Raw genomic sequence first — 17999 nt, 5'->3', positions numbered from 1 at the left:
ATGGACCGGTCTGGGTCTGCAGAAGTAGGGGTGCTTGGCATCCGGCTGAAGGTCCTGGGCCGGCCCCGATTTACCTGAAGCACCACCGGTCGGGCCTATCTGCCAGCCTCTAATCGAGGAGCGGGAAGGGTTATGCTGGGACCCTCGGCTGAAGACACCCGGCCATCGGATCGCACCCCCATGGAGCTGCCATCATGACCGAGTTATTTGCCCCCGCAGACCCCACTGACACAGTCACCAGCACTGACGCCGCCCTCCGCCAGCTCGCGGCCGACGCGTTCGGGCTCCCCCACCTCCGCCCCGGCCAGCTCGCGGGTATGGAGGCCCTCGTCGCAGGCCGGGACGTCCTCGCCGTGATGCCCACCGGCTACGGGAAGTCGGCCATTTACCAGGTGGCCGCGCTGCACCTGCACGGGAAGCAGGAGAACCCTGACGGGAACCCCAGCCAGTCCGGCAGCGCACGGCGCGGTCCCGCCGTCGTGGTTTCCCCGCTGATCGCCCTGCAGGAGGACCAGCTGGACCGACTGCTGGAGGCGCTGGGCGGGGAGGCCGCCGTCGCCATCAACTCCGGCCACAGCGATTCCGAGGTGAACGATGCCTGGGACGCCGCCGAACGCGGCGACGCCGCCCTCATCTTCCTCGCCCCCGAACAGCTCGCGAAAACCGAAACCGTCGAACGACTCGCGGCCCTGGGTGTCGCCCTGTTCGTGGTGGACGAGGCACACTGCGTCTCCTCCTGGGGCCACGACTTCCGCCCCGACTACCTGCGCCTCGGCGAGGTCCGCGGACAGCTGGGCAACCCGCCCGTCGTCGGCCTCACCGCCACCGCCTCTCCCCCGGTGCGCGACGAAATCCAGCAGCGCCTGCGCATGAAGGACCCGTTGGTGCTGGTCCACGGCTTCGACCGGACCAACATCAGCCTGGACGTGGTCCGCCACCTCACGGACAGGGACAAGCGCCGCGCCGTGACGGAGCAGGTGGCCGAGCTCAAGGGCCCCGGCCTGCTGTACGCCGCCACCCGCAAGGACACCGAGGCCTACGCCGCCGAGCTCACCGAACTGGGTCTGCGCGCCGAGGCTTACCACGCCGGCCGGAAGCAGGGCGAGCGGGACCGCGTCCATGAACAGTTCTTGGACGACGAACTCGACGTGGTGGTGGCCACCACGGCCTTCGGCATGGGCATCGACAAGCCCAACGTCCGCTTCGTCGTCCACGCCGACATCCCCGAGTCGCTGGACAGTTACTACCAGGAGATCGGCCGCTCCGGGCGCGGCGGCGAACCCGCCTCCGCAGTCCTCCACTACAGGGCCGAGGACCTGGGCCTGCGCAAATTCTTCGGCACGCACACGCCGGACGAGGAATCGCTCCTGGCCGTCCTCCAGGCGCTGCGGGCCGCCAACGGGCCCCTGACGCAGAAAGCCCTCGCCGAGCAGACCGGATTCTCCCTACGGAAGCTCACCGGTCTGCTGAACCAGCTGCAGGAGACCCGCGCCGTCCGGACCGGCAAGCGCGGCATCCGGCTGGAAGCGGGCGCGAAGCTGCCCACGGTAGTGGAACGCGCCGTCGAACACGCTGAGGCGCGCCAGCGGGTGGACCGCTCCCGCATCGAAATGATGCGCGGCTATGCCGAGACTGACGGCTGCCGGCGCCAGTTCCTGCTGGGCTACTTCGGCGAGGACCTCCCCGAGCCCTGCGGCAACTGCGATACCTGCGCCGACGGCTCCGCCGTCGAGGAGGATTACGACGACGGCGCAGCGGCCGCCACGGGCGGGGAACCTTTCCCGCTCCAGGCCGCCGTCATTCACAAGGAATGGGGGCCGGGCCTGGTGATGCGACACGAGGAGGATGTGATCACGGTGCTGTTCGAGCAGGAGGGCTACAAAACGCTGTCCCGCCAGGCCGTGACGGAAGGCAAGCTGCTGACGCTTGCGCCGTGACCGGCCACTGCCGGCCCGATCCGCTTCCGTCAGCGTCCGCAGAATGCCAGAGTTGAATGATGACTGAGGAAACCGGGAACGAGGAAACTGGCGGGCTGATCCTGAACCTGGAGTGCACGCTGGCCGCTCTCCCGGAAGAAGTCTTCAGGATGCTGACGGAACCGGCCGAACTGGTGAAGTGCTGGGGTCCGCACGGCTTCATCATCCCGGCAGCCGAACTGAACCTCGCGGAAGGCGGTCGCTACCGATTCCGCATGACGCCCCCGGACGGCGAACCGTTCCACCTCTCGGGCGAGTTCCTGGAAATCGATCCTCCATGGCGCCTGGTGTACACATTCCGCTGGGAGGAACCGGCGCCAGACGACCGGGAAACCGTCGTCGACCTCTCACTCGGAAGTACCGGCAAAGGCACGCGCCTAGTGCTCTCGCAGGGACCGTTCCTGACGGAGGAACGGCTGGCCCTGCACCGCAACGGTTGGACCGAGTCGTTCGAAAAATTGCAGGCGGTCTTGGATAGTCGCACCTGAGCAAGCCCGGCCGCTGCCCCTGCTTTAGCGAACGCGAGCGGCCATTAAATGGCCGCCCCCGTTGCGTGGAAACTATTAAGCCTGCAGCACCGGGCTAGGCGACATCTCCGCGGCTTGGCGCAGGGCCTCGATCATGCTGCGCACGTCCACGATGCCTTTGCCGGCGATGTCGAAGGCCGTGCCGTGGTCCACGGAGGTGCGGATTACCGGCAAGCCCACGGTGATGTTGACGCCGGCCTCGATGCCCAGGACCTTCACGGGACCGTGGCCCTGGTCGTGGTACATCGCCACGATCAGGTCGAAGTCGCCGCGGCCGGCCAGGAAAAAGGCGGTGTCCGCCGGGAGCGGGCCGCGGGCGTCGATGCCATCGGCCTGCAGCTTTTCGATGGCCGGGGTGATCTTCTCCGCTTCCTCGCCGTAACCGAACAGGCCGTTCTCCCCCGCGTGCGGGTTGATGGCGCAGACGCCGATCTTGGGGTTCGCGACGCCGGCGCGCTGCATGGCGCTGTGTCCGCGCCGCACGGTCCGCTCCACCAGGCCGGGCTCAATCTTGTTGACGGCGTCGATCAGGCCGATGTGCGTGGTGACGTGGATGACCTTGACCTTGGGTGTGGAGAGCATCATGGACACTTCCTCGACCCCCATAAAGTGCGCCAGGAGTTCGGTGTGGCCCGGGTAGACGTGCCCGGCCTTGTGCAGCGCGGCCTTGTTCAGCGGGGCCGTGCAGATCCCCTGCACCTCCCCCTTCATCCCCAGCTCGCAGGCGATCCGGATGTAGTGGTACGCGGCGTTGCCGGCCTCGGCCGATTCCACACCCCACGGCAGGTCATGCGAGAGCAGCTTCGGATCAATCACGTTGATGCGGCCCGGTTCAAACACGGCCTCGGCCACCTCCTGGATCTCCACGATGTCCGCCTGAACGCCCAGCGCCTTCGCACCCAGTTCGAGCCGGTACACGTCGCCGATGACGACGGGGCGGCAGTCCCGGTAGGCGTTTTCGGCCAGCAGCGCGCCCACCGTGACTTCGGGGCCGACGCCGGCGCCGTCGCCCATGGTGACGGCGATGACGGGGCGGGCGTCCTGTTTCGTGGCATTCGACTCGGTGGCATTCAACGCTGAATTCATGGCTTCTCCAGATTTTTCGGAAGGGTCGAGTGGTTCGTGATGTGCACTGCCGGCCGTTTCACTGGCGCGGCGGCTTTGGATCGAGTGGTAGAGCTGAAGGAGGGCGAGGTCGTCGCCGAAGCTGCCAGGCTTGGTGCCCACCAGCCGGCCGTCGTCGGCGAGACTGACCACGGCACCGTGCTGGACGGCGCCCAGCGGCACGAGCATGCGGATTCCGAGCGTGTCCAGCACCTCTCGGGCCGTTTCGCCTCCGGTCAGGACGAGATCGGGCAGGACGACGTCGGACACAGCTCCGTCGGGCGCCAACTGCCGGGAGTCCAAGGCGCGGGAAACAAAGCGGGCCAGGTTCCGGACGATCGCGCCTGCTTCGCGGGGATCCACTTGCTCGGCAGCAACCGTCAGTGCCACCGGTTCGCCGGCGGCCAGGGCCTCGCGCACGGAGCGGAGCAACGGGTCCGCCTCGTCGTCCTGCAGCTCCCCGGGGGTCACCCCGACGAGCCGGAAGCCTCCCTCTTGCAGCTCCCGCAGTTGCCTGCGTGCGGCTTCCGAGGCGGAGCCGACGACGGCGAGCACGGGCCGCGCGGCACCGCGCCCGGCAAGGTTTGAGGTGCCGGAGTCCGCAGACGAGTTCGCTGTGGGGTTCTGCGCGTTTCGCGCAGCCCCGGCGCGCCGAGTGCCCGTTTTGATTTCAAGTTCCGTCCGGTCCGCCAGCCCCACCCGCAGTGTCCGTGCGAGGACGTCGGCAATCCCGCCGGTGCCGACCAGGACGATGCGCCGGCCTCCGGCGGAAAATCCCAACCGGGTGAGCGCCTCGACTGCGGCTTCCAGGTCTGCCTCGGTCTCCCCGTCGACGATCACTGTCGTGGGGACGCTGCCCGAGAAGAGGTGGCTGAGCCTGGCTTCCAGGCCCGAGGAGCGAAGCGCCGCGAGATCCAAAATCTGCAGCTCGGCGACAGCACCTCCACCAGCGGGGGTGCCGGCTGACTCCGCCAGCACGTCCGACAGATGTGCCGGCGGCGCGGCGCTCTCGGCCTTCCAGAGTGCCGTGTCGGACAGCGGGACTCCGTCGACATAGGGACGTCCGTCCACGACGCCCCGGCGCAGACGGGGCAGCGCGCCCGCAACGAGGACGTGGAAGCCGAGGCCCGTCAGGGCACCCACTTCGGGACCGATGTTGCCCCGCCAGAGCGAGTCGATCTTCTTGAATAGCACCGCTGGGCCGGCCAGGCCTGCACCTGCCACATCCGCTCCCGCATATGCCCGGGCCACGGCGGCCGCGGCGTCCGCCGGGGAGGAGGACCGCGAGTGCGTGTCAACCACGGTCACCTCAGTTACCTCGGTCCCCTGGGAAGAAGGTTCGAGCAGGATCTGTGTGCTGAAACCGTACTGGGCGAAGCACTGTGCCACCTCGGCGGCGCCGGAAAAGTCGTCGGCCTGTATGAGGACTACTGCCATGTTCCCTCCTCCCTGCGTGGAATCGATGAATCGGAGCGATGGGTCGAACCGATGAATGCAAAAAACGATGAACGGGCTCGTGAATGAGCTACCGATTTGAGCTGCCAATCCGGCCGATGGTGGCCCGGTGGTGTTCCCATCATGACACAACTGCGCGAATCGCGCTACGACTATTGCGCATAACGCGCATTCGTGGCAAGGTGATCCATGTAACACGGCGCAGGCCATCCGGCCCTCAGCCGTCCCCGTTCTACCGAGAGGTCAACGATGACCGTTCTTCCTCAAGGAAGTGAGATTTCCCGGCGCCGCCTGCTGCAACTCGGCGGACTGGCCGGACTTCTCCTGGGCACAGGCACCGTCGCCGGGTGTGCCGGCCCCACCGGCCTGCCGGGCCCCAGCACCCTGACCCTGGCGCTCAACCGGTCCCTGGTCAGCCTGGACAACAAACTCAACCAGTTCGACGCCGCCGTCACGGTCCAGCGCGCCGTACGCCAGGGCCTCACTGCCATCGGCCCCGAAACCAAGCCCGTGCTGGTCCTGGCCGAAAGCTTCGTCATGACCTCGCCCACAACGTGGACGGTCCGGCTCCGCGAAGGCATCAAGTACTCCGACGGCACTCCCCTGAAGATCGAGGACGTCGCCACGGCCCTGAAGATGTACCAGCAGGTCCAGGGCTCCTTCGTGGCCGGCTTCTTCCCCGAGTTCCCCACCGTCGTGCCCGTGGATGACCGGACGTTCCGGATGGAATCCAAGAAGCCCATCCCCATCCTGGATTCGCTCATGAGCATGATCCTGATCAGCCCCGCGGCCAAGAACAAACCCGAAGAACTCCAGGAGGGCGTGGGCACCGGCCCGTACGTCGTGACCAAGTTCAACCGCGGCGCCGGCACCTACAGCCTGCGCCGCAACGAGAATTACTGGGGTCCGGCCCCCAAAGTGGACAACGTCGAGGTCCGGTTTCTTCCCGAGGAATCCAGCCGCGTCATCGCGCTGCGCAGCGGCGAGGTAGATGTCATCGACTCCATCACGCCCGACTCGCGCGAACAGCTGGCCGGACTTCCCGGCGTCGTCCTTAAAGAGGCATCCAGCCTGCGGCTGAACCAGATCTTCTACAACTTCCGCAAGCCGGCCGGGCACCCGCTGGCCGACGCCCGGGTCCGTGAGGCCCTTAGCTGGGCCATCAACGGCGAGGCGCTGGTCAAGGACGTGCTGGTGAACTCCGTCAGCCAGGCCGAGGGCGTCACCCCGTCCAGCCTGACCGGCTTCGCCAAGACCGGCACCTACATCTACGATCCGGAGAAGGCCAAGGCCAAGCTCAAGGAGCTCGGCGTCAACGACCTCAGCCTGAAGATCATTTGGGAAACCGGCGAATTCGCGTCCGACACCTCCGTGATGGAGGCCCTGGTGGAGATGTTCGGCAACATCGGCGTCAAGGCCCAGCTCCAGCAGTTCGAACCCGGCGGCAACATCCTGGCCTGGCGCCAGGGCAAGGAAGGCGACTGGGACCTGCTGGGCAACGGCTTCAGCAGCCCCACCGGCCTGGCCATCACCATGATGCAGGGCATGTACGCCGGCACCGCGGAGAAGGAAAAGACCCGCGACACCTACCAGGGGTACGTGGTTCCGGCTGTGCAGGCCAAGATCCAGGCCGCCGCCTCCGAAGTCGATCCCGTCCGCCGGCAGCAGCTGATGGAAGTTGCCCAGCAGGCCATCTGGGAGACCTGGCCGTGCGCCTGGGCGTTCGTGCCCAAGTCCGTGCTGGCCCACCGGGAGCGGGTGGGCGGCCTTTCGCTGGCACCCACCAACTCCTACCCGCTTGCTGACGTCCGGCTGGAGGCCTGAATCATGACCAAGTACATCCTCAAGAGGCTCGGGCAGGGCCTGCTGACCGTGTTCCTCACGGTCTCCACCGTGTTCGTCCTGGTCCGGCTGGCCCCGGGCGACCCTGCCGTGGCCTACGCCGGACCGCTGGCCACCACCGAACAGCTGGCCAAGGTCCGGGAGCAGTTCGGCCTGGACCTGCCCTTGATCCAGCAGTACTGGATCTTCCTGCAGCAGCTGTTCACCGGCAACCTCGGCACCTCGTACTCCTTCCAGGCCCCGGCCATTCAGGTGGTGCTGGAACGGCTGCCGTACACGCTGACCCTGGCCACGGCCTCGATCCTGCTCACCGCGGTGGTCGCGATCCCTCTGGGCGTCTGGATGTCCCGGCGGCCGGACACCAAGAAGGAATTTGGCGTCAACGTCCTGACCATCGCCGGGCAGTCCATGCCGGACTTCTGGACCGGCATCATGCTGCTCACCTTCTTCGCAGTCCTCATCCCGATTTTCCCGGCCTCCGGCTTCGCCACCTGGAGCGCGCTGGTCCTGCCGACCGTCACCATCGCCATCCTGCAGATTGCCCTGATCTCGCGGATGGTCCGGCGGGAAATGACCACGAATTTCGCCGCACCCTACCTGACGGTGGCCCGTTCCCGCGGCGTCCGGAATTCCCTGCTGACGTGGCGCTACGCCATGGGCAACTCCGCCATCCCGGTCTTCACCGCCCTCGGCACCCGCTTCGCGGCCATGCTCAACGGCGTGGTGGTGGTGGAAGTGGTGTTCGCGTGGCCCGGCGTCGGCTCCCTGATTGTCCGGGCGCTGGAAACCCGCGACTACCCGCTGATCGTGGCCACCGTCCTGGTCACAGCAGTACTGGCGGTTGGAGTCCAGCTGCTAATCGACCTCGCCTACCCCCTGCTTGATCCCCGCATTCGTCTTGGAAAGGCGGCCACCGCATGAGCCTCAGCGACACCGCAGTGCCCCCTGCCGGGGGACCCTCGGGCCTCCCCGCCGAGCCTCCGGCCAGAAAGTCCTCCCCCAGCGCCGTCACCAAGGAGCTGATCGCCAAGGCCGGCGCCACCCGCCGTCGGGCCGGCGCCAAGTTCAAGATCCGCACCGGCGTCATCTGCACGCTGCTGGTGGTCGTTCCCATCGTGCTGGCCGCGTTCCTGCCGCTGCCTGACCCCAGCCACCAGGACCTTGCCCAGCGCCTGCTTCCCCCGCTGACCGAGGGACATCTGTTCGGCACCGACCAGCTGGGCCGCGACCTGCTTTCCCGGATCCTGCACGGCGGACAGGTTTCGCTGACCATCGGCGTCCTGGCCGTGGTGGTGTCCGGCACCATCGGCATCATCTTCGGCGCGGCCGCGGGCTACTTCGGCGGCAAGCTGGACAGCGTGGTCTCGCGCCTGATCGAGGCGCAGATGTCCCTCCCGCTGCTGATGATGCTGCTCCTGGTGGTCGCCCTGTTCGGGCCGTCCATTCCGGTCATCACGTTCGTGATCGCCATCGCCCAATGGCCCGAGGTGGCGCGCCTGACCCGGTCCATGGTGCTCGTGGAACGCGAAAAGCCCTACGTCTCGGCCGCCCGGATCCTGGGCCTGCACCGCGTCCAGATCCTGATCCAGCACGTTATCCCGAACGTCATCAAGCAGGCCACGCTGGTGGTGCTGCTCCTCCTGGCCCAGGCCGTGCTGCTGGAGAGCGCCCTCGCCTTCCTCGGTGCCGGCCCGCAGCGGCCGTTCGCCACCTGGGGGCGCATCATCTCCGACGGCCAGGACTACCTCACCACCGCCTGGTGGCTGGTGACGGTGCCCGGCCTGGTGATCGCGATCATGGTGGTGGGCGTGAACCTGCTGGGCGACGGCCTCCGCGACCGTCCCCGCCGCAAGAAGAAGGGTGCTTGAGATGAACGCACTGCCTGTCAACGAACACGTTGAACAGCCGCTTTTGGAGGTCCGCGACTTCCAGGTGGAACTGATCACCGACGCCGGCATTGTCCGGGCCGTCGACGCCGTCAGCTTCTCGATCCACCGGGGCGAGACGGTCACGATCATTGGTGAGTCCGGTTCCGGTAAGTCGACGACGGCGATGGGCCTCCTCGGGCTCCTGCCGGAGGACCTCGCGGTGCTCTCGGGCTCGGTCCGGATCGACGGCGTGGACGTGATCGCCGATCGCAAGGCCATCGACAAGGTCCGGGGCAGGACGCTCGCGCTGATCCCGCAGGACCCCATGACGGCCCTGAGCCCCGTGCATTCGATCGGCAACCAGCTCTCCGAGGCCATCAGGATCGCGGGAGCCGCCTCCAAGGACCCGGGCGCCGTCCGTGCCCGCGCCATCCGGCTGCTCGAACAGGTCCACATCCCCACCCCGGATGCGCAGCTGAAGAAATACCCGCACCAGCTCTCCGGCGGCATGCTCCAGCGCGTCCTGATCGCCATCGCGCTCGCCAGCGAGCCGCAGCTGCTGGTGGCCGACGAGCCCACCTCCGCCCTGGACGTCACCGTGCAGGCCGGCATCCTGGACCTGCTGCTCGAGCTGCAGGAACAGCGCGGCATCGGCATCCTGATGATCACGCACGACCTCGGCGTGGCACGGCTGATCTCGGACCGGATCCACGTCATGAAGGACGGCGCGTTCGTCGAGTCCGGAGAAGTCCAACAGATCGTGGAGAACCCGTCCACCGAGTACACCCGCAAGCTGCTCGCCGCCGTGCCCGTCCTGGGCGCGTGGGACGAAACGCCGGCTGCCACCACCCTGACCACGACTGGAGCCAGCAATGACTAAGCCGTTCCTTTCCGTCGAAAACCTCGTGGTGGACTACCACGTTTCGAAGGGAACCTTCCGGGCCGTGGACGACGTCTCGTTCTCGGTCGAGAAGGGCAAGACGATCGCCGTCGTCGGAGAATCCGGCTGCGGCAAGTCCACCATCGCCAAGGCGCTCATGCGCCTGGTCACGCCGACCAGTGGCCGGATTGAGCTGGACGGTACGGACCTGGCGCGGCTGAGCGAAGCCCAGCTCCGGCCCCTGCGCTCCAAGTTCCAGATGGTCTTCCAGGACCCCTACGGTTCCCTCGACCCGCACCTCACGGCGCAGGAAATCGTGGCCGAGCCGCTGAAGCTCCAGGGCGTCAGATCGCGGCGCGAGCGGCACAAAGCCGCGGCCAGCCTGATCGACCAGGTGGGCCTGCCGGCCAATTCCCTGGACAAGCACCCGTCTGAGTTCTCGGGCGGTCAGCGGCAGCGCATCGGGATTGCCCGGGCACTGGCGTCCAAGCCCGAACTGCTGGTTTGCGATGAGGCCACCAGCGCGCTGGACGTCTCGGTGCAGGCCCAGGTGCTCCGCCTGCTCAAATCGATCCAGGACGAAACCGGCATCACCTACGTGTTCATTTCGCACAACCTCGGCGTGGTGCAGGAGATCAGCGATACCGTGATGGTCATGCAGCGCGGCAAGCTCGTGGAGCACGGAACGACGGCGCAGGTGCTGACCGCGCCGAAGGAGGACTACACCCGCCGGCTCCGCCGCGCCGCCCTCGATCCGTCCACCATGAGCGGCCTGAAGCCGCGGCACCTGGTGTCGTCGCTGGCGCTGAAGACCGCCTGAGCCCGCTGTTCATCCACCCGTCAACTAGCCCGTCAACGCAATCGCGAGGAATCAACCAATGAGCATCCAGCCAGAAGGTACGCCAGTGGACGGCCTGAAGCTACCGATCTCCAGGCTCGTCCTGGGCACCATGACGTTCGGCGACACCGCCGATGAGGCCACCGCGGGACGCATGGTGGACGAGGCGCTCGCCGCCGGCATCACCACCATCGACACCGCCAACGCCTACGTCGGCGGAGCCACCGAGGAGATGCTGTCCCGCCTCCTGAAGGACCGCCGGGCCGACGTCGTCCTCGCCTCCAAGGCGGGCATGCCGCATCCGGACCACGGCCAGCACGCCCCGCTGTCCAAGGAAGGACTGCGCAACAGCGTGGAGGGCAGCCTCCGCCGGCTCGGCACGGACAGCATCGACCTGTTCTACCTCCACCAGCCGGACCGGGTCACCCCGCTGCAGGAAACCCTGGGCACCGTGGCCGAGCTCGCCGCCGAAGGGAAAATCGGCGCCCTGGGCGTGTCCAACTTCGCGGCCTGGCAGATCGCCGACGTCATTCACGTGGCCCGCGAAGTGGGCGCACCGCGTCCGGTGGTCGCGCAGCAGCTCTACAACCTCGTGGCCCGCCGGGTGGAGGAGGAATACCTCGAATTCGCCGCAACGCACCAGGTCCACACCATGGTCTACAACCCACTCGGCGGGGGCCTGCTGACCGGCAAGCACAGCTTCGACGCCCGGCCCTCCGAAGGCCGATTCGGCGACTCCAAACTCGCCGCGATGTACACCCAGCGCTACTGGGACAAGCAGCTGTTCGAGGCCGTGACGGCCCTGGCCGGCATAGCCGAGGGCGCGGGCATCAGCCTCGCCGAACTGTCCCTGCGCTGGCTCGCCTACCGCAACGGCGTCGGCTCCATGCTGCTCGGCGGATCGAAGGTGGAGCAGTTGCAGGCCAACATCGCCGCCGTGGCCAAGGGCCCGCTGCCGGAAGACGTCTCGGCGGCGTGCGACGCCGTCGGCGCCGGCCTCCGCGGCCCCATGCCCGCCTACAACCGCTGACATACGCAACCACTCCCCCGACTGAAGGCAGAAGAGACAACATGACATCGGAACTCGCCACCGAATTCGCCCGCAAGATCCGCGCCCGCGAGCAGGCCGTCGGCTACTGGGCCGTTCTGGACGCGCCCGTGGCCACCGAGCGGATCAGCCGGCTCGGCTACGACTACGTGGCGCTGGACGCGCAGCACGGACTGCTGGGCTACTCCGGCATCCTGAACGGGCTCATGGCGATCGACGCCGGGCACACGGCCGTTGGCATGGTGCGGGTGGAGGACAACAACTTCACCGCGATCGGCAAGGCGCTCGACGCCGGCGCCGTCGGCGTCATCGTCCCGCTGGTCAACACCGCGGCTGATGCCGCCGCAGCCGTCGCCGCGGCCAAGTACCCGCCGATGGGCGGCCGGTCCTACGGCCCCATGCGCTCCGCTCTGCGGATCGGCCCGGTTCCCGCCGACGCGAACGCGGCCACCCTGGTCTTCGCCATGATCGAGACCCCCGAGGGGCTGGCCAACGTCAAGGAAATCTGCGCGACGCCGGGGCTGGACGGCATCTACGTTGGCCCTTCCGACCTCGCCATCGCCGTGGGCGCCGCGTACCCCGGTGACCCCGCGGTCGAGGCAGAATTCAACGCCGCACTGGAGACCGTCGCAGAAGCAGCCGCGTCCGCCGGTGTCGCCGCGGGGATCCACACCCCGGCCGGCGAGGTCGCCGCGCAGCGGCTGCGCCAGGGCTACACGTTCACCACCATTGCCTCCGATCTGACCCACCTGGAGCTGGCCGCCAAGGCCCACCTGGTTGCCGCCACCGCAAAGGACTGAACTGTGTCTTCAACCCACTCGACCCGCATTCAGGCTCCCAGCACCCAGGCTCCCGGCGCCCCTGGCTACACCACCATCACGCCCGACGGCGCGGTGAAGGAAGCAGGCGGCAGCCTCTACGCGTACCTGCCGGCGCCCACCGTGCAGAGCCACGCGGCGAACCTCCTGACGCTGCCGGACGGCCGGCTCGGCTGCGTGTGGTTCGGCGGGACCCAGGAAGGCGTGGCGGACATCTCCATCTGGTTCTCCGCCCTGGAACCCGGCAGCCGCCAGTGGTCGCCCGCCGAGCAGCTCTCCGACGACTCCGCCCGCTCCGAGCAGAACCCCATCTTGTTTGCCGCCCCGGACAACCGGCTCTGGCTGCTGTACACCGCGCAGAAGGCCGGCAACCAGGACACTGCCGAGGTCCGCCGCCGCATCTCCACGGACAGCGGCCGAACCTGGGGCCCGGTGGAGACCCTGTTTCCCGCCAACGCCACCGGCGGCGTGTTCGTCCGGCAGCTGCCGGTGGTGCTGCCGTCCGGCCGCTGGATCATCCCGATCTTCCGCTGCATCACAACGCCCGGCGAGAAATGGGTGGGCAACAGCGACGACAGCGCCGTCATGATCTCCGACGACGCCGGCGCCACCTGGACTGAGCATGTCCTGCCGGGCAGCCTGGGCTGCGTCCACATGAACATCCAGCCCGTGGCCGACGGGTCCCTCCTGGCCCTGTTCCGCAGCCGCTGGGCCGACTCGATCTACGAATCCCGGTCCACCGACGGCGGCACCACCTGGAGCGAACCCGTTCCCACCGAGCTGCCGAACAACAACTCCTCCATCCAGTTCGTCGCCCTGGCCGACGGCCGGCTGGCGCTGGCCTACAACCACAGCCGGGCCGAAGCCTCCACCGAGCGGCGGCTTTCGCTCTACGACGAGATCGACGACGACGGCCTGGCCGAGGAACAGGGGCAGATCACCGAACCGGTGGTCGCTGCGGGATCTCCTGCCGGAGCGGTTGCGGGCGATTCAGTTCAAGGAAACAGCGGCGAACGGAAGGCCTTCTGGGGCACCCCGCGGTCCCCGATGACTCTCGCGATCTCCGAGGACTCCGGCCGCAGCTGGCCCATCCGGCGCAACCTCGACGTGGGCGACGGCTACTGCCTGTCCAACAACTCCCGCGACGGCCTGAACCGCGAATACTCCTACCCGTCCATCCACCAGGGCCCGGACGGCGCCCTCAACATCGCGTACACCTACTTCCGGCAGGCCATCAAGTACGTCCGCGTGGATCCGCAGTGGGCCTACGACGGCACCGGCACGCCCGGCGAAACGGCTGACCGGGCAGACGACGGAAAGCAGTAATGGACGGGGCACAGTAATGACCGAACCAACAGCAGCCACTGAGCTAACAACGGCCGGGCCGCACGCCGTCGTCACCGGCTGCAGCTCGGGCATCGGCAAAGCCATCGCGGTCCGGCTGCTGGCCGATGGCTGGCAGGTGACCGGGCTCAGCCGGAGCGAGCCCGGGCTCGGGGCGGGCTTCCAGTGGCGGCAGGCGGACCTCTCGGACCCGGCGTCCCTGGCCGCCTGCGTCGAGGACCTGCCTCCGGTGAATGCCCTGGTCCACGCGGCAGGCTTTCAGCGGACCGCGGTCCTGGGCGAGCTGGATCCTGAGGCGCTGGCCGGGATGTTCACCGTGCATGTGGCGGCCGCGAGCAGCCTGGCCAATGCCCTTGTCCCGCGGATGCCCGACGGCGGTCGCGTGCTCCTGGTGGGCAGCCGGACCTCCACCGGCTCCCCCGGCAAGAGCCAGTACGCGGCCACCAAGGCCGCACTGCTGGGCATGGGCCGGACCTGGGCGCAGGAACTGGCACCGCGCGGCATCACGGTGAACGTGCTGTCCCCCGGACCCACAGACACGCCGATGCTCGCCGATCCGGGCCGGTCCGCCACGCCGCCGCAGCTGCCCGCCCTCGGCCAGCTTGTGGACCCGGAGGACGTGGCGGCACTCGCCGCATTTCTGCTGGGGCGCCACGGGAAATCCATCACGGGACAGAACTATGTGATCTGCGGCGGCGCGTCCCTATGAGCGAACGCACAGTGAACGGATGCGCGCCGGGCCCGAATAGCATGAGGACAGCAATGTACCGCTCGGTACAGCAACGGATGCGAGAGCAGCCGGTGAAGGAGAGCCAACGATGACTACCGCCAAAGCCAGGCGCGAAGAGATCTACCACCTCGCCGTGACCACGGGCCTGGCGTCCGTGGAGGAACTGTCGCGCCATTTTGCCGTGACCGCCTCCACGATCCGGCGGGACCTGGCCCAGTTGAACGAACAGGGAAAACTCGCCAGGACCTACGGCGGCGCCGTGGCGCTCGGCGCGCACCCCGAGCCGTCCCTGCGGCAGCGGACCGGCGAGGCCTTCGAACAGAAGCAGGCCATCGCCGCCTGGGCGGCCGCCGAAGTGAAGGAGGGCGAAAACATCCTGCTCGACGGCGGCTCGACCGTCGGGGCCATGGCGCACGCCCTCCGGGACAGGGAGAACCTCTCCGTCACCACTCCTGGCATCAACACGCTCCAGGAACTCGCCGACTCCCCCGGCATCCAGGTGGACTGCCTGGGCGGACGCCTCCGCGGACTCAGCCAGACCTTCGTGGGTCCCATTGCGGAGGCCGCCCTGGAGCGGATGAGCTTCGACCGGGTGTTCCTCGGCGCGGACGCCGTCACGGTGGACGCCGGCCTGTGCGAGGCCGACCAGGCCCAGACGCGGCTCAAAGAACTGATGGCACGCCGCGGCAACACTGTCTACGTCCTGGCGGATTCCACCAAGCTCGGCAAACGCCCGTTCCATGCCTGGGTGCGGCTTCCTGCCCCCTGGATCCTCGTCACGGACAACCGCGCGGACCCGGAGCAGGTTGAGCTCTTCAGGCAATCCGGCGTGACGGTCCAACTCGTTGACTTGGCGCCGGCGCAGGCCGCCTGACGCAGCGGAACCTGACCTAACGACGCCGACGCCGACGCCGACGGCGAACGGCGCCGTCGTCGTCGAACGGCTGTCCGCGTTTCCCTGAGGGGAAACGTGGACAGCCTTTTGTAGTTCGTTTGCCTTTACTCGAATTGTCGGCGGCGCGCCACGTGGTCAGTGGCCCGGCGGCGGCACTCGACTTCCCGTACGTCGGTGACCGGGTCGCCGTACTGTCGCTCGCGCAGGGCCCCGCACCTTGCCGCCCGCGAAACCGAGGTGGTGCAGCTCGTCTCCGCCGGACTGAGCAACCGGAACATCGCTACCCACCTGTTCATCAGCGAGAAAACGGTGGCCCGGCACCTGAGCAATATCTTCACCAAGTTGGGCCTGACCTCCCGAGCCGCGGTCACGGCCTACGCCTACCAGCATGGACTCGCCCTGACCTCCCTCCCTGCATAAAATTACCCATTTCCCGCCCGCCGGATTTCTCCCCGGGAAATGGGTGATTCGCCCGATTCGCCGCGGCGCGACGAAAATAGCGTTAATGACATGAACGTTTCAGTGCTCGCAGGAATGGTTTCCACCGGCCTCTTCGCGGTGAGCCACCTGCCCATGCTGCTCAAGGCCGTACGCACGAGGGATCTTGACTCCTACAGCCTCGGCTATCTCGCGCTGAGCAACGTCGCCAATGCAGTGCACTCCGTGTAAGTCTTCAGCCTCCCTCCGGGGCCGATCTGGCTATTGCACTCCTTCTATGTCGTCGCCTCCGCGCTGCTGCTCATCTGGTACCTAAGCTTCCGGTCCGGACCCGCCGGCCACCCGGCGCAACAGCAGTATCAGCGTTCATAACCACCCCACTGCACATGCAACACCAAGGAGGCACCACCATGAACACCACCCCAGCAACTGACACCGGCGGCGTCGTCGGCACTGCCGCCGTTGACACCGTCATCATCGGCGCCGGACAGTCCGGCCTGGCGCTGGGCTACTATCTGGCGCAGCAGCACCGGAACTTTGTCATTCTTGACGCCGGCACACGGGTCGGCGACGCATGGCGGAGCCGCTGGGACTCGCTGCGCCTGTTCACCCCGGCCAAGTACAACGGCCTGCCCGGCCCGCCGTTCCCGGGCGACCCCCTCGCCTTCCCCACCAAGGACGAGCAGGCGGACTATCTGGAGGACTACGCCTCCCGGTTTCACCTGCCGGTTCGGCCCAACACGGCCGTCACCCGGCTGAGCCACGACGGGCAGCGGTTCCATGTCACGGCTGGGACGCAGCGCTGGACGGCGGCGAACGTCGTCCTGGCCACGGGTGCCTGCCAACTGCCCAAGACGCCGGGCTTTGCGGCGGAACTGCCGTCCTACGTCGTTCAGATCCACTCCCACAACTACAAGAACCCGGCCCAGCTCAAGCCCGGTCCCGTCCTGGTGGTGGGGGTGGGCAACTCCGGGGCGGAGATCGCCTTGGAGACCAGTCGCACGCATGAAACCTGGCTGGCGGGCAAGCCGAGTGCCGAGATCCCGTTCCGGCACGGCCGGACCGCGGCCCGCTTCTTCCTTCCGGTGGTCCGCTTTGCCGGGATGCACGTGCTAAACACCAACACGCCGGTCGGGCGTAAGGTGCTGCCCAAGATTGCTGCCATGGCTACGCCGTTGATCCGTACCAAGCTCGCGGACCTCGGCGCCGCCGGCGTCCACGTGGTACCGCGGGTCACCGGAATTCAGGACGGCGGTGTAATACTCGACGACGGTCAGAGCCTTCCGGTGGCAAACGTCATCTGGTGCACGGGCTTCACCGAGGCCTACCCATGGCTGGACATCCCGGCGCTGCCCGCGAACGGGCGGGAACAGCAGCACCGCGGGATCGTGGATGCCCTGCCGGGCCTGTACCTGCTGGGGAAAGACCTCATCTTCGCGGCAGCATCGGAAACCCTGCCCGGCGTGTGCCGGACGCCAAATACCTGGCGAAGCGGCTCGCCGCCACCCGGGCTCCGCAGCACGCAGCGGAGGTCCAGAGCGGGCCGGCGGCATAACGCACGTGGACACGTCCTTGGCGCACCGGGACCGGCGGGCGTCGGCACGGGGAATGTGGGTCAGGTGGTGAGCGGCGGCCCGATGATCTCGATGTTGTGGCGTGCAGCGATCGCGGTTAGTGCCGGGCCGTCGATGGGTTCAGGTTCCGGCAGTTCCCTCCGCGCTGCGGGTGCTCCCGCCTCGGCGGTGAAGGTTTCGAAGCCGGCCGGCACGGTGATCACCAGGCAGCGGAAGGGCTCGTGAGGGCCCGCCAAAAACGAGTGGGTGGAACCTTGGGGAAGAAAGGCGAAATCACCCCTTTGCACGGTGAAGCGCTCACCGTCGCTCTCGAAGAGAGCCGTACCCGAAATAATGTAGAAGGATTCATCCTCAACCAAATGCCGGTGCATCGGCGGAGAGTAACCCGCCGGATGCAAAATCTCTACAACGGTCAGCCGCTGCTTCGTCTCGGGGCCGCCTGCCTTGACCATGACCAGTGCGTTCGTGAACCACAGTGCGGTCCCTTCGTCGGCTGCAAGTTTGTATGCCCTGCCCTGTACTTCGGTGGCCGGCGCGGTCGTACCCTCGAACCTGTCCATGACGCTCCTCAGCTTGGAAGTGCCTGCAATGCTACTCAGGATCCCGATCCGATCAATGCCGTGCAGCTTACTGGCGTCCGCACCCACCACAGGGTGGAACCG

The 17999-nt window shown here is 67.6% G+C and carries 16 protein-coding genes and 1 pseudogene; 15 read left to right on the top strand and 2 right to left on the bottom strand.

Going from position 1 to position 17999, the window contains the following annotated elements; all coding sequences use genetic code 11:
• Positions 1–194 precede the first annotated feature (194 nt).
• Together BLS42_RS16990 and BLS42_RS16985 are read left to right on the top strand one after the other, a co-directional pair.
• Positions 195–1937: a RecQ family ATP-dependent DNA helicase gene (locus tag BLS42_RS16990; RefSeq protein WP_090583264.1), complete on the top strand. Its 1743-nt coding sequence runs from the start codon at positions 195–197 to the stop codon at positions 1935–1937.
• 59 nt (positions 1938–1996) lie between these two features.
• Entirely contained in the window at positions 1997–2464 is a 468-nt protein-coding gene (locus tag BLS42_RS16985; protein ID WP_218122126.1) for an SRPBCC family protein, read from the top strand.
• Between the two features lie 75 nt (positions 2465–2539).
• Here the strand turns inward: BLS42_RS16985 and pdxA are convergent, their stop codons facing one another.
• Positions 2540–5044 carry a 4-hydroxythreonine-4-phosphate dehydrogenase PdxA gene (pdxA, locus tag BLS42_RS16980; protein WP_090583261.1) on the bottom strand — a complete coding sequence of 835 codons (2505 nt, stop codon included), beginning with the start codon at positions 5042–5044 and terminating at the stop codon, positions 2540–2542.
• 267 nt (positions 5045–5311) lie between these two features.
• On the opposite strand from pdxA, the gene BLS42_RS16975 reads away from it, so the two are divergent.
• From BLS42_RS16975 to BLS42_RS16915, 13 genes and pseudogenes are all read left to right on the top strand, one after another.
• On the top strand, positions 5312–6886 hold the full coding sequence (locus BLS42_RS16975; RefSeq protein ID WP_090583258.1) for an ABC transporter substrate-binding protein: 1575 nt from the start codon (positions 5312–5314) through the stop codon (positions 6884–6886).
• A 3-nt stretch (positions 6887–6889) separates the two neighbouring features.
• The gene (locus BLS42_RS16970) at positions 6890–7825 is read left to right on the top strand and encodes an ABC transporter permease (protein ID WP_090583256.1); all 936 of its coding nucleotides are present in this window, start codon (positions 6890–6892) and stop codon (positions 7823–7825) included.
• Positions 7822–8772 (top strand): ABC transporter permease, encoded by a 951-nt coding sequence (locus BLS42_RS16965; protein ID WP_090583254.1) that lies wholly within the window; start codon positions 7822–7824, stop codon positions 8770–8772. The genes BLS42_RS16970 and BLS42_RS16965 overlap by 4 nt, the downstream gene beginning before the upstream one ends.
• 1 nt (position 8773) lies before the next feature.
• Positions 8774–9652: an ABC transporter ATP-binding protein gene (locus BLS42_RS16960; protein ID WP_090583252.1), complete on the top strand. Its 879-nt coding sequence runs from the start codon at positions 8774–8776 to the stop codon at positions 9650–9652.
• A complete protein-coding gene (locus tag BLS42_RS16955; RefSeq protein ID WP_090583250.1) occupies positions 9645–10472 on the top strand; it encodes an ATP-binding cassette domain-containing protein in 828 nt (275 codons plus the stop codon). Before BLS42_RS16960 ends, BLS42_RS16955 begins: the two co-directional genes overlap by 8 nt.
• Positions 10473–10530: 58 nt before the next feature.
• Positions 10531–11520, top strand: coding sequence for an aldo/keto reductase (locus BLS42_RS16950; protein ID WP_090583247.1), 990 nt, complete (start codon positions 10531–10533; stop codon positions 11518–11520).
• Positions 11521–11561: 41 nt separating this feature from the next.
• Positions 11562–12338 carry an HpcH/HpaI aldolase family protein gene (locus BLS42_RS16945; protein WP_090583245.1) on the top strand — a complete coding sequence of 259 codons (777 nt, stop codon included), beginning with the start codon at positions 11562–11564 and terminating at the stop codon, positions 12336–12338.
• Between the two features lie 27 nt (positions 12339–12365).
• Positions 12366–13682, top strand: a complete 1317-nt coding sequence (locus BLS42_RS16940; protein WP_090583339.1) for a sialidase family protein — start codon at positions 12366–12368, stop codon at positions 13680–13682.
• 16 nt (positions 13683–13698) lie between these two features.
• Complete coding sequence (locus tag BLS42_RS16935; RefSeq protein WP_090583244.1) at positions 13699–14409, top strand: SDR family NAD(P)-dependent oxidoreductase; 711 nt, start codon at positions 13699–13701, stop codon at positions 14407–14409.
• Between the two features lie 109 nt (positions 14410–14518).
• Positions 14519–15304 (top strand): DeoR/GlpR family DNA-binding transcription regulator, encoded by a 786-nt coding sequence (locus BLS42_RS16930; protein ID WP_090583242.1) that lies wholly within the window; start codon positions 14519–14521, stop codon positions 15302–15304.
• Positions 15305–15499: 195 nt separating this feature from the next.
• Entirely contained in the window at positions 15500–15745 is a 246-nt protein-coding gene (locus BLS42_RS16925; protein WP_256336529.1) for a response regulator transcription factor, read from the top strand.
• A gap of 90 nt (positions 15746–15835) precedes the next feature.
• Positions 15836–15994 carry a hypothetical protein gene (locus BLS42_RS20860; RefSeq protein ID WP_371129604.1) on the top strand — a complete coding sequence of 53 codons (159 nt, stop codon included), beginning with the start codon at positions 15836–15838 and terminating at the stop codon, positions 15992–15994.
• 155 nt (positions 15995–16149) lie between these two features.
• A pseudogene (locus BLS42_RS16915) lies at positions 16150–17028 on the top strand (flavin-containing monooxygenase); the annotation flags it as partial.
• 350 nt (positions 17029–17378) lie between these two features.
• Here the strand turns inward: BLS42_RS16915 and BLS42_RS20855 are convergent.
• Positions 17379–17708, bottom strand: coding sequence for a cupin domain-containing protein (locus BLS42_RS20855; protein ID WP_371129606.1), 330 nt, complete (start codon positions 17706–17708; stop codon positions 17379–17381).
• Between the last annotated feature and the right edge of the window lie 291 nt (positions 17709–17999).

The organism is Arthrobacter sp. ov407 (assembly GCF_900102895.1).
In the GTDB taxonomy this organism is placed as follows: domain Bacteria; phylum Actinomycetota; class Actinomycetes; order Actinomycetales; family Micrococcaceae; genus Arthrobacter.
The sequence above is the reverse complement of the archived record's forward strand: the minus strand, read 5'-3'. Positions and strand labels throughout refer to the sequence as shown.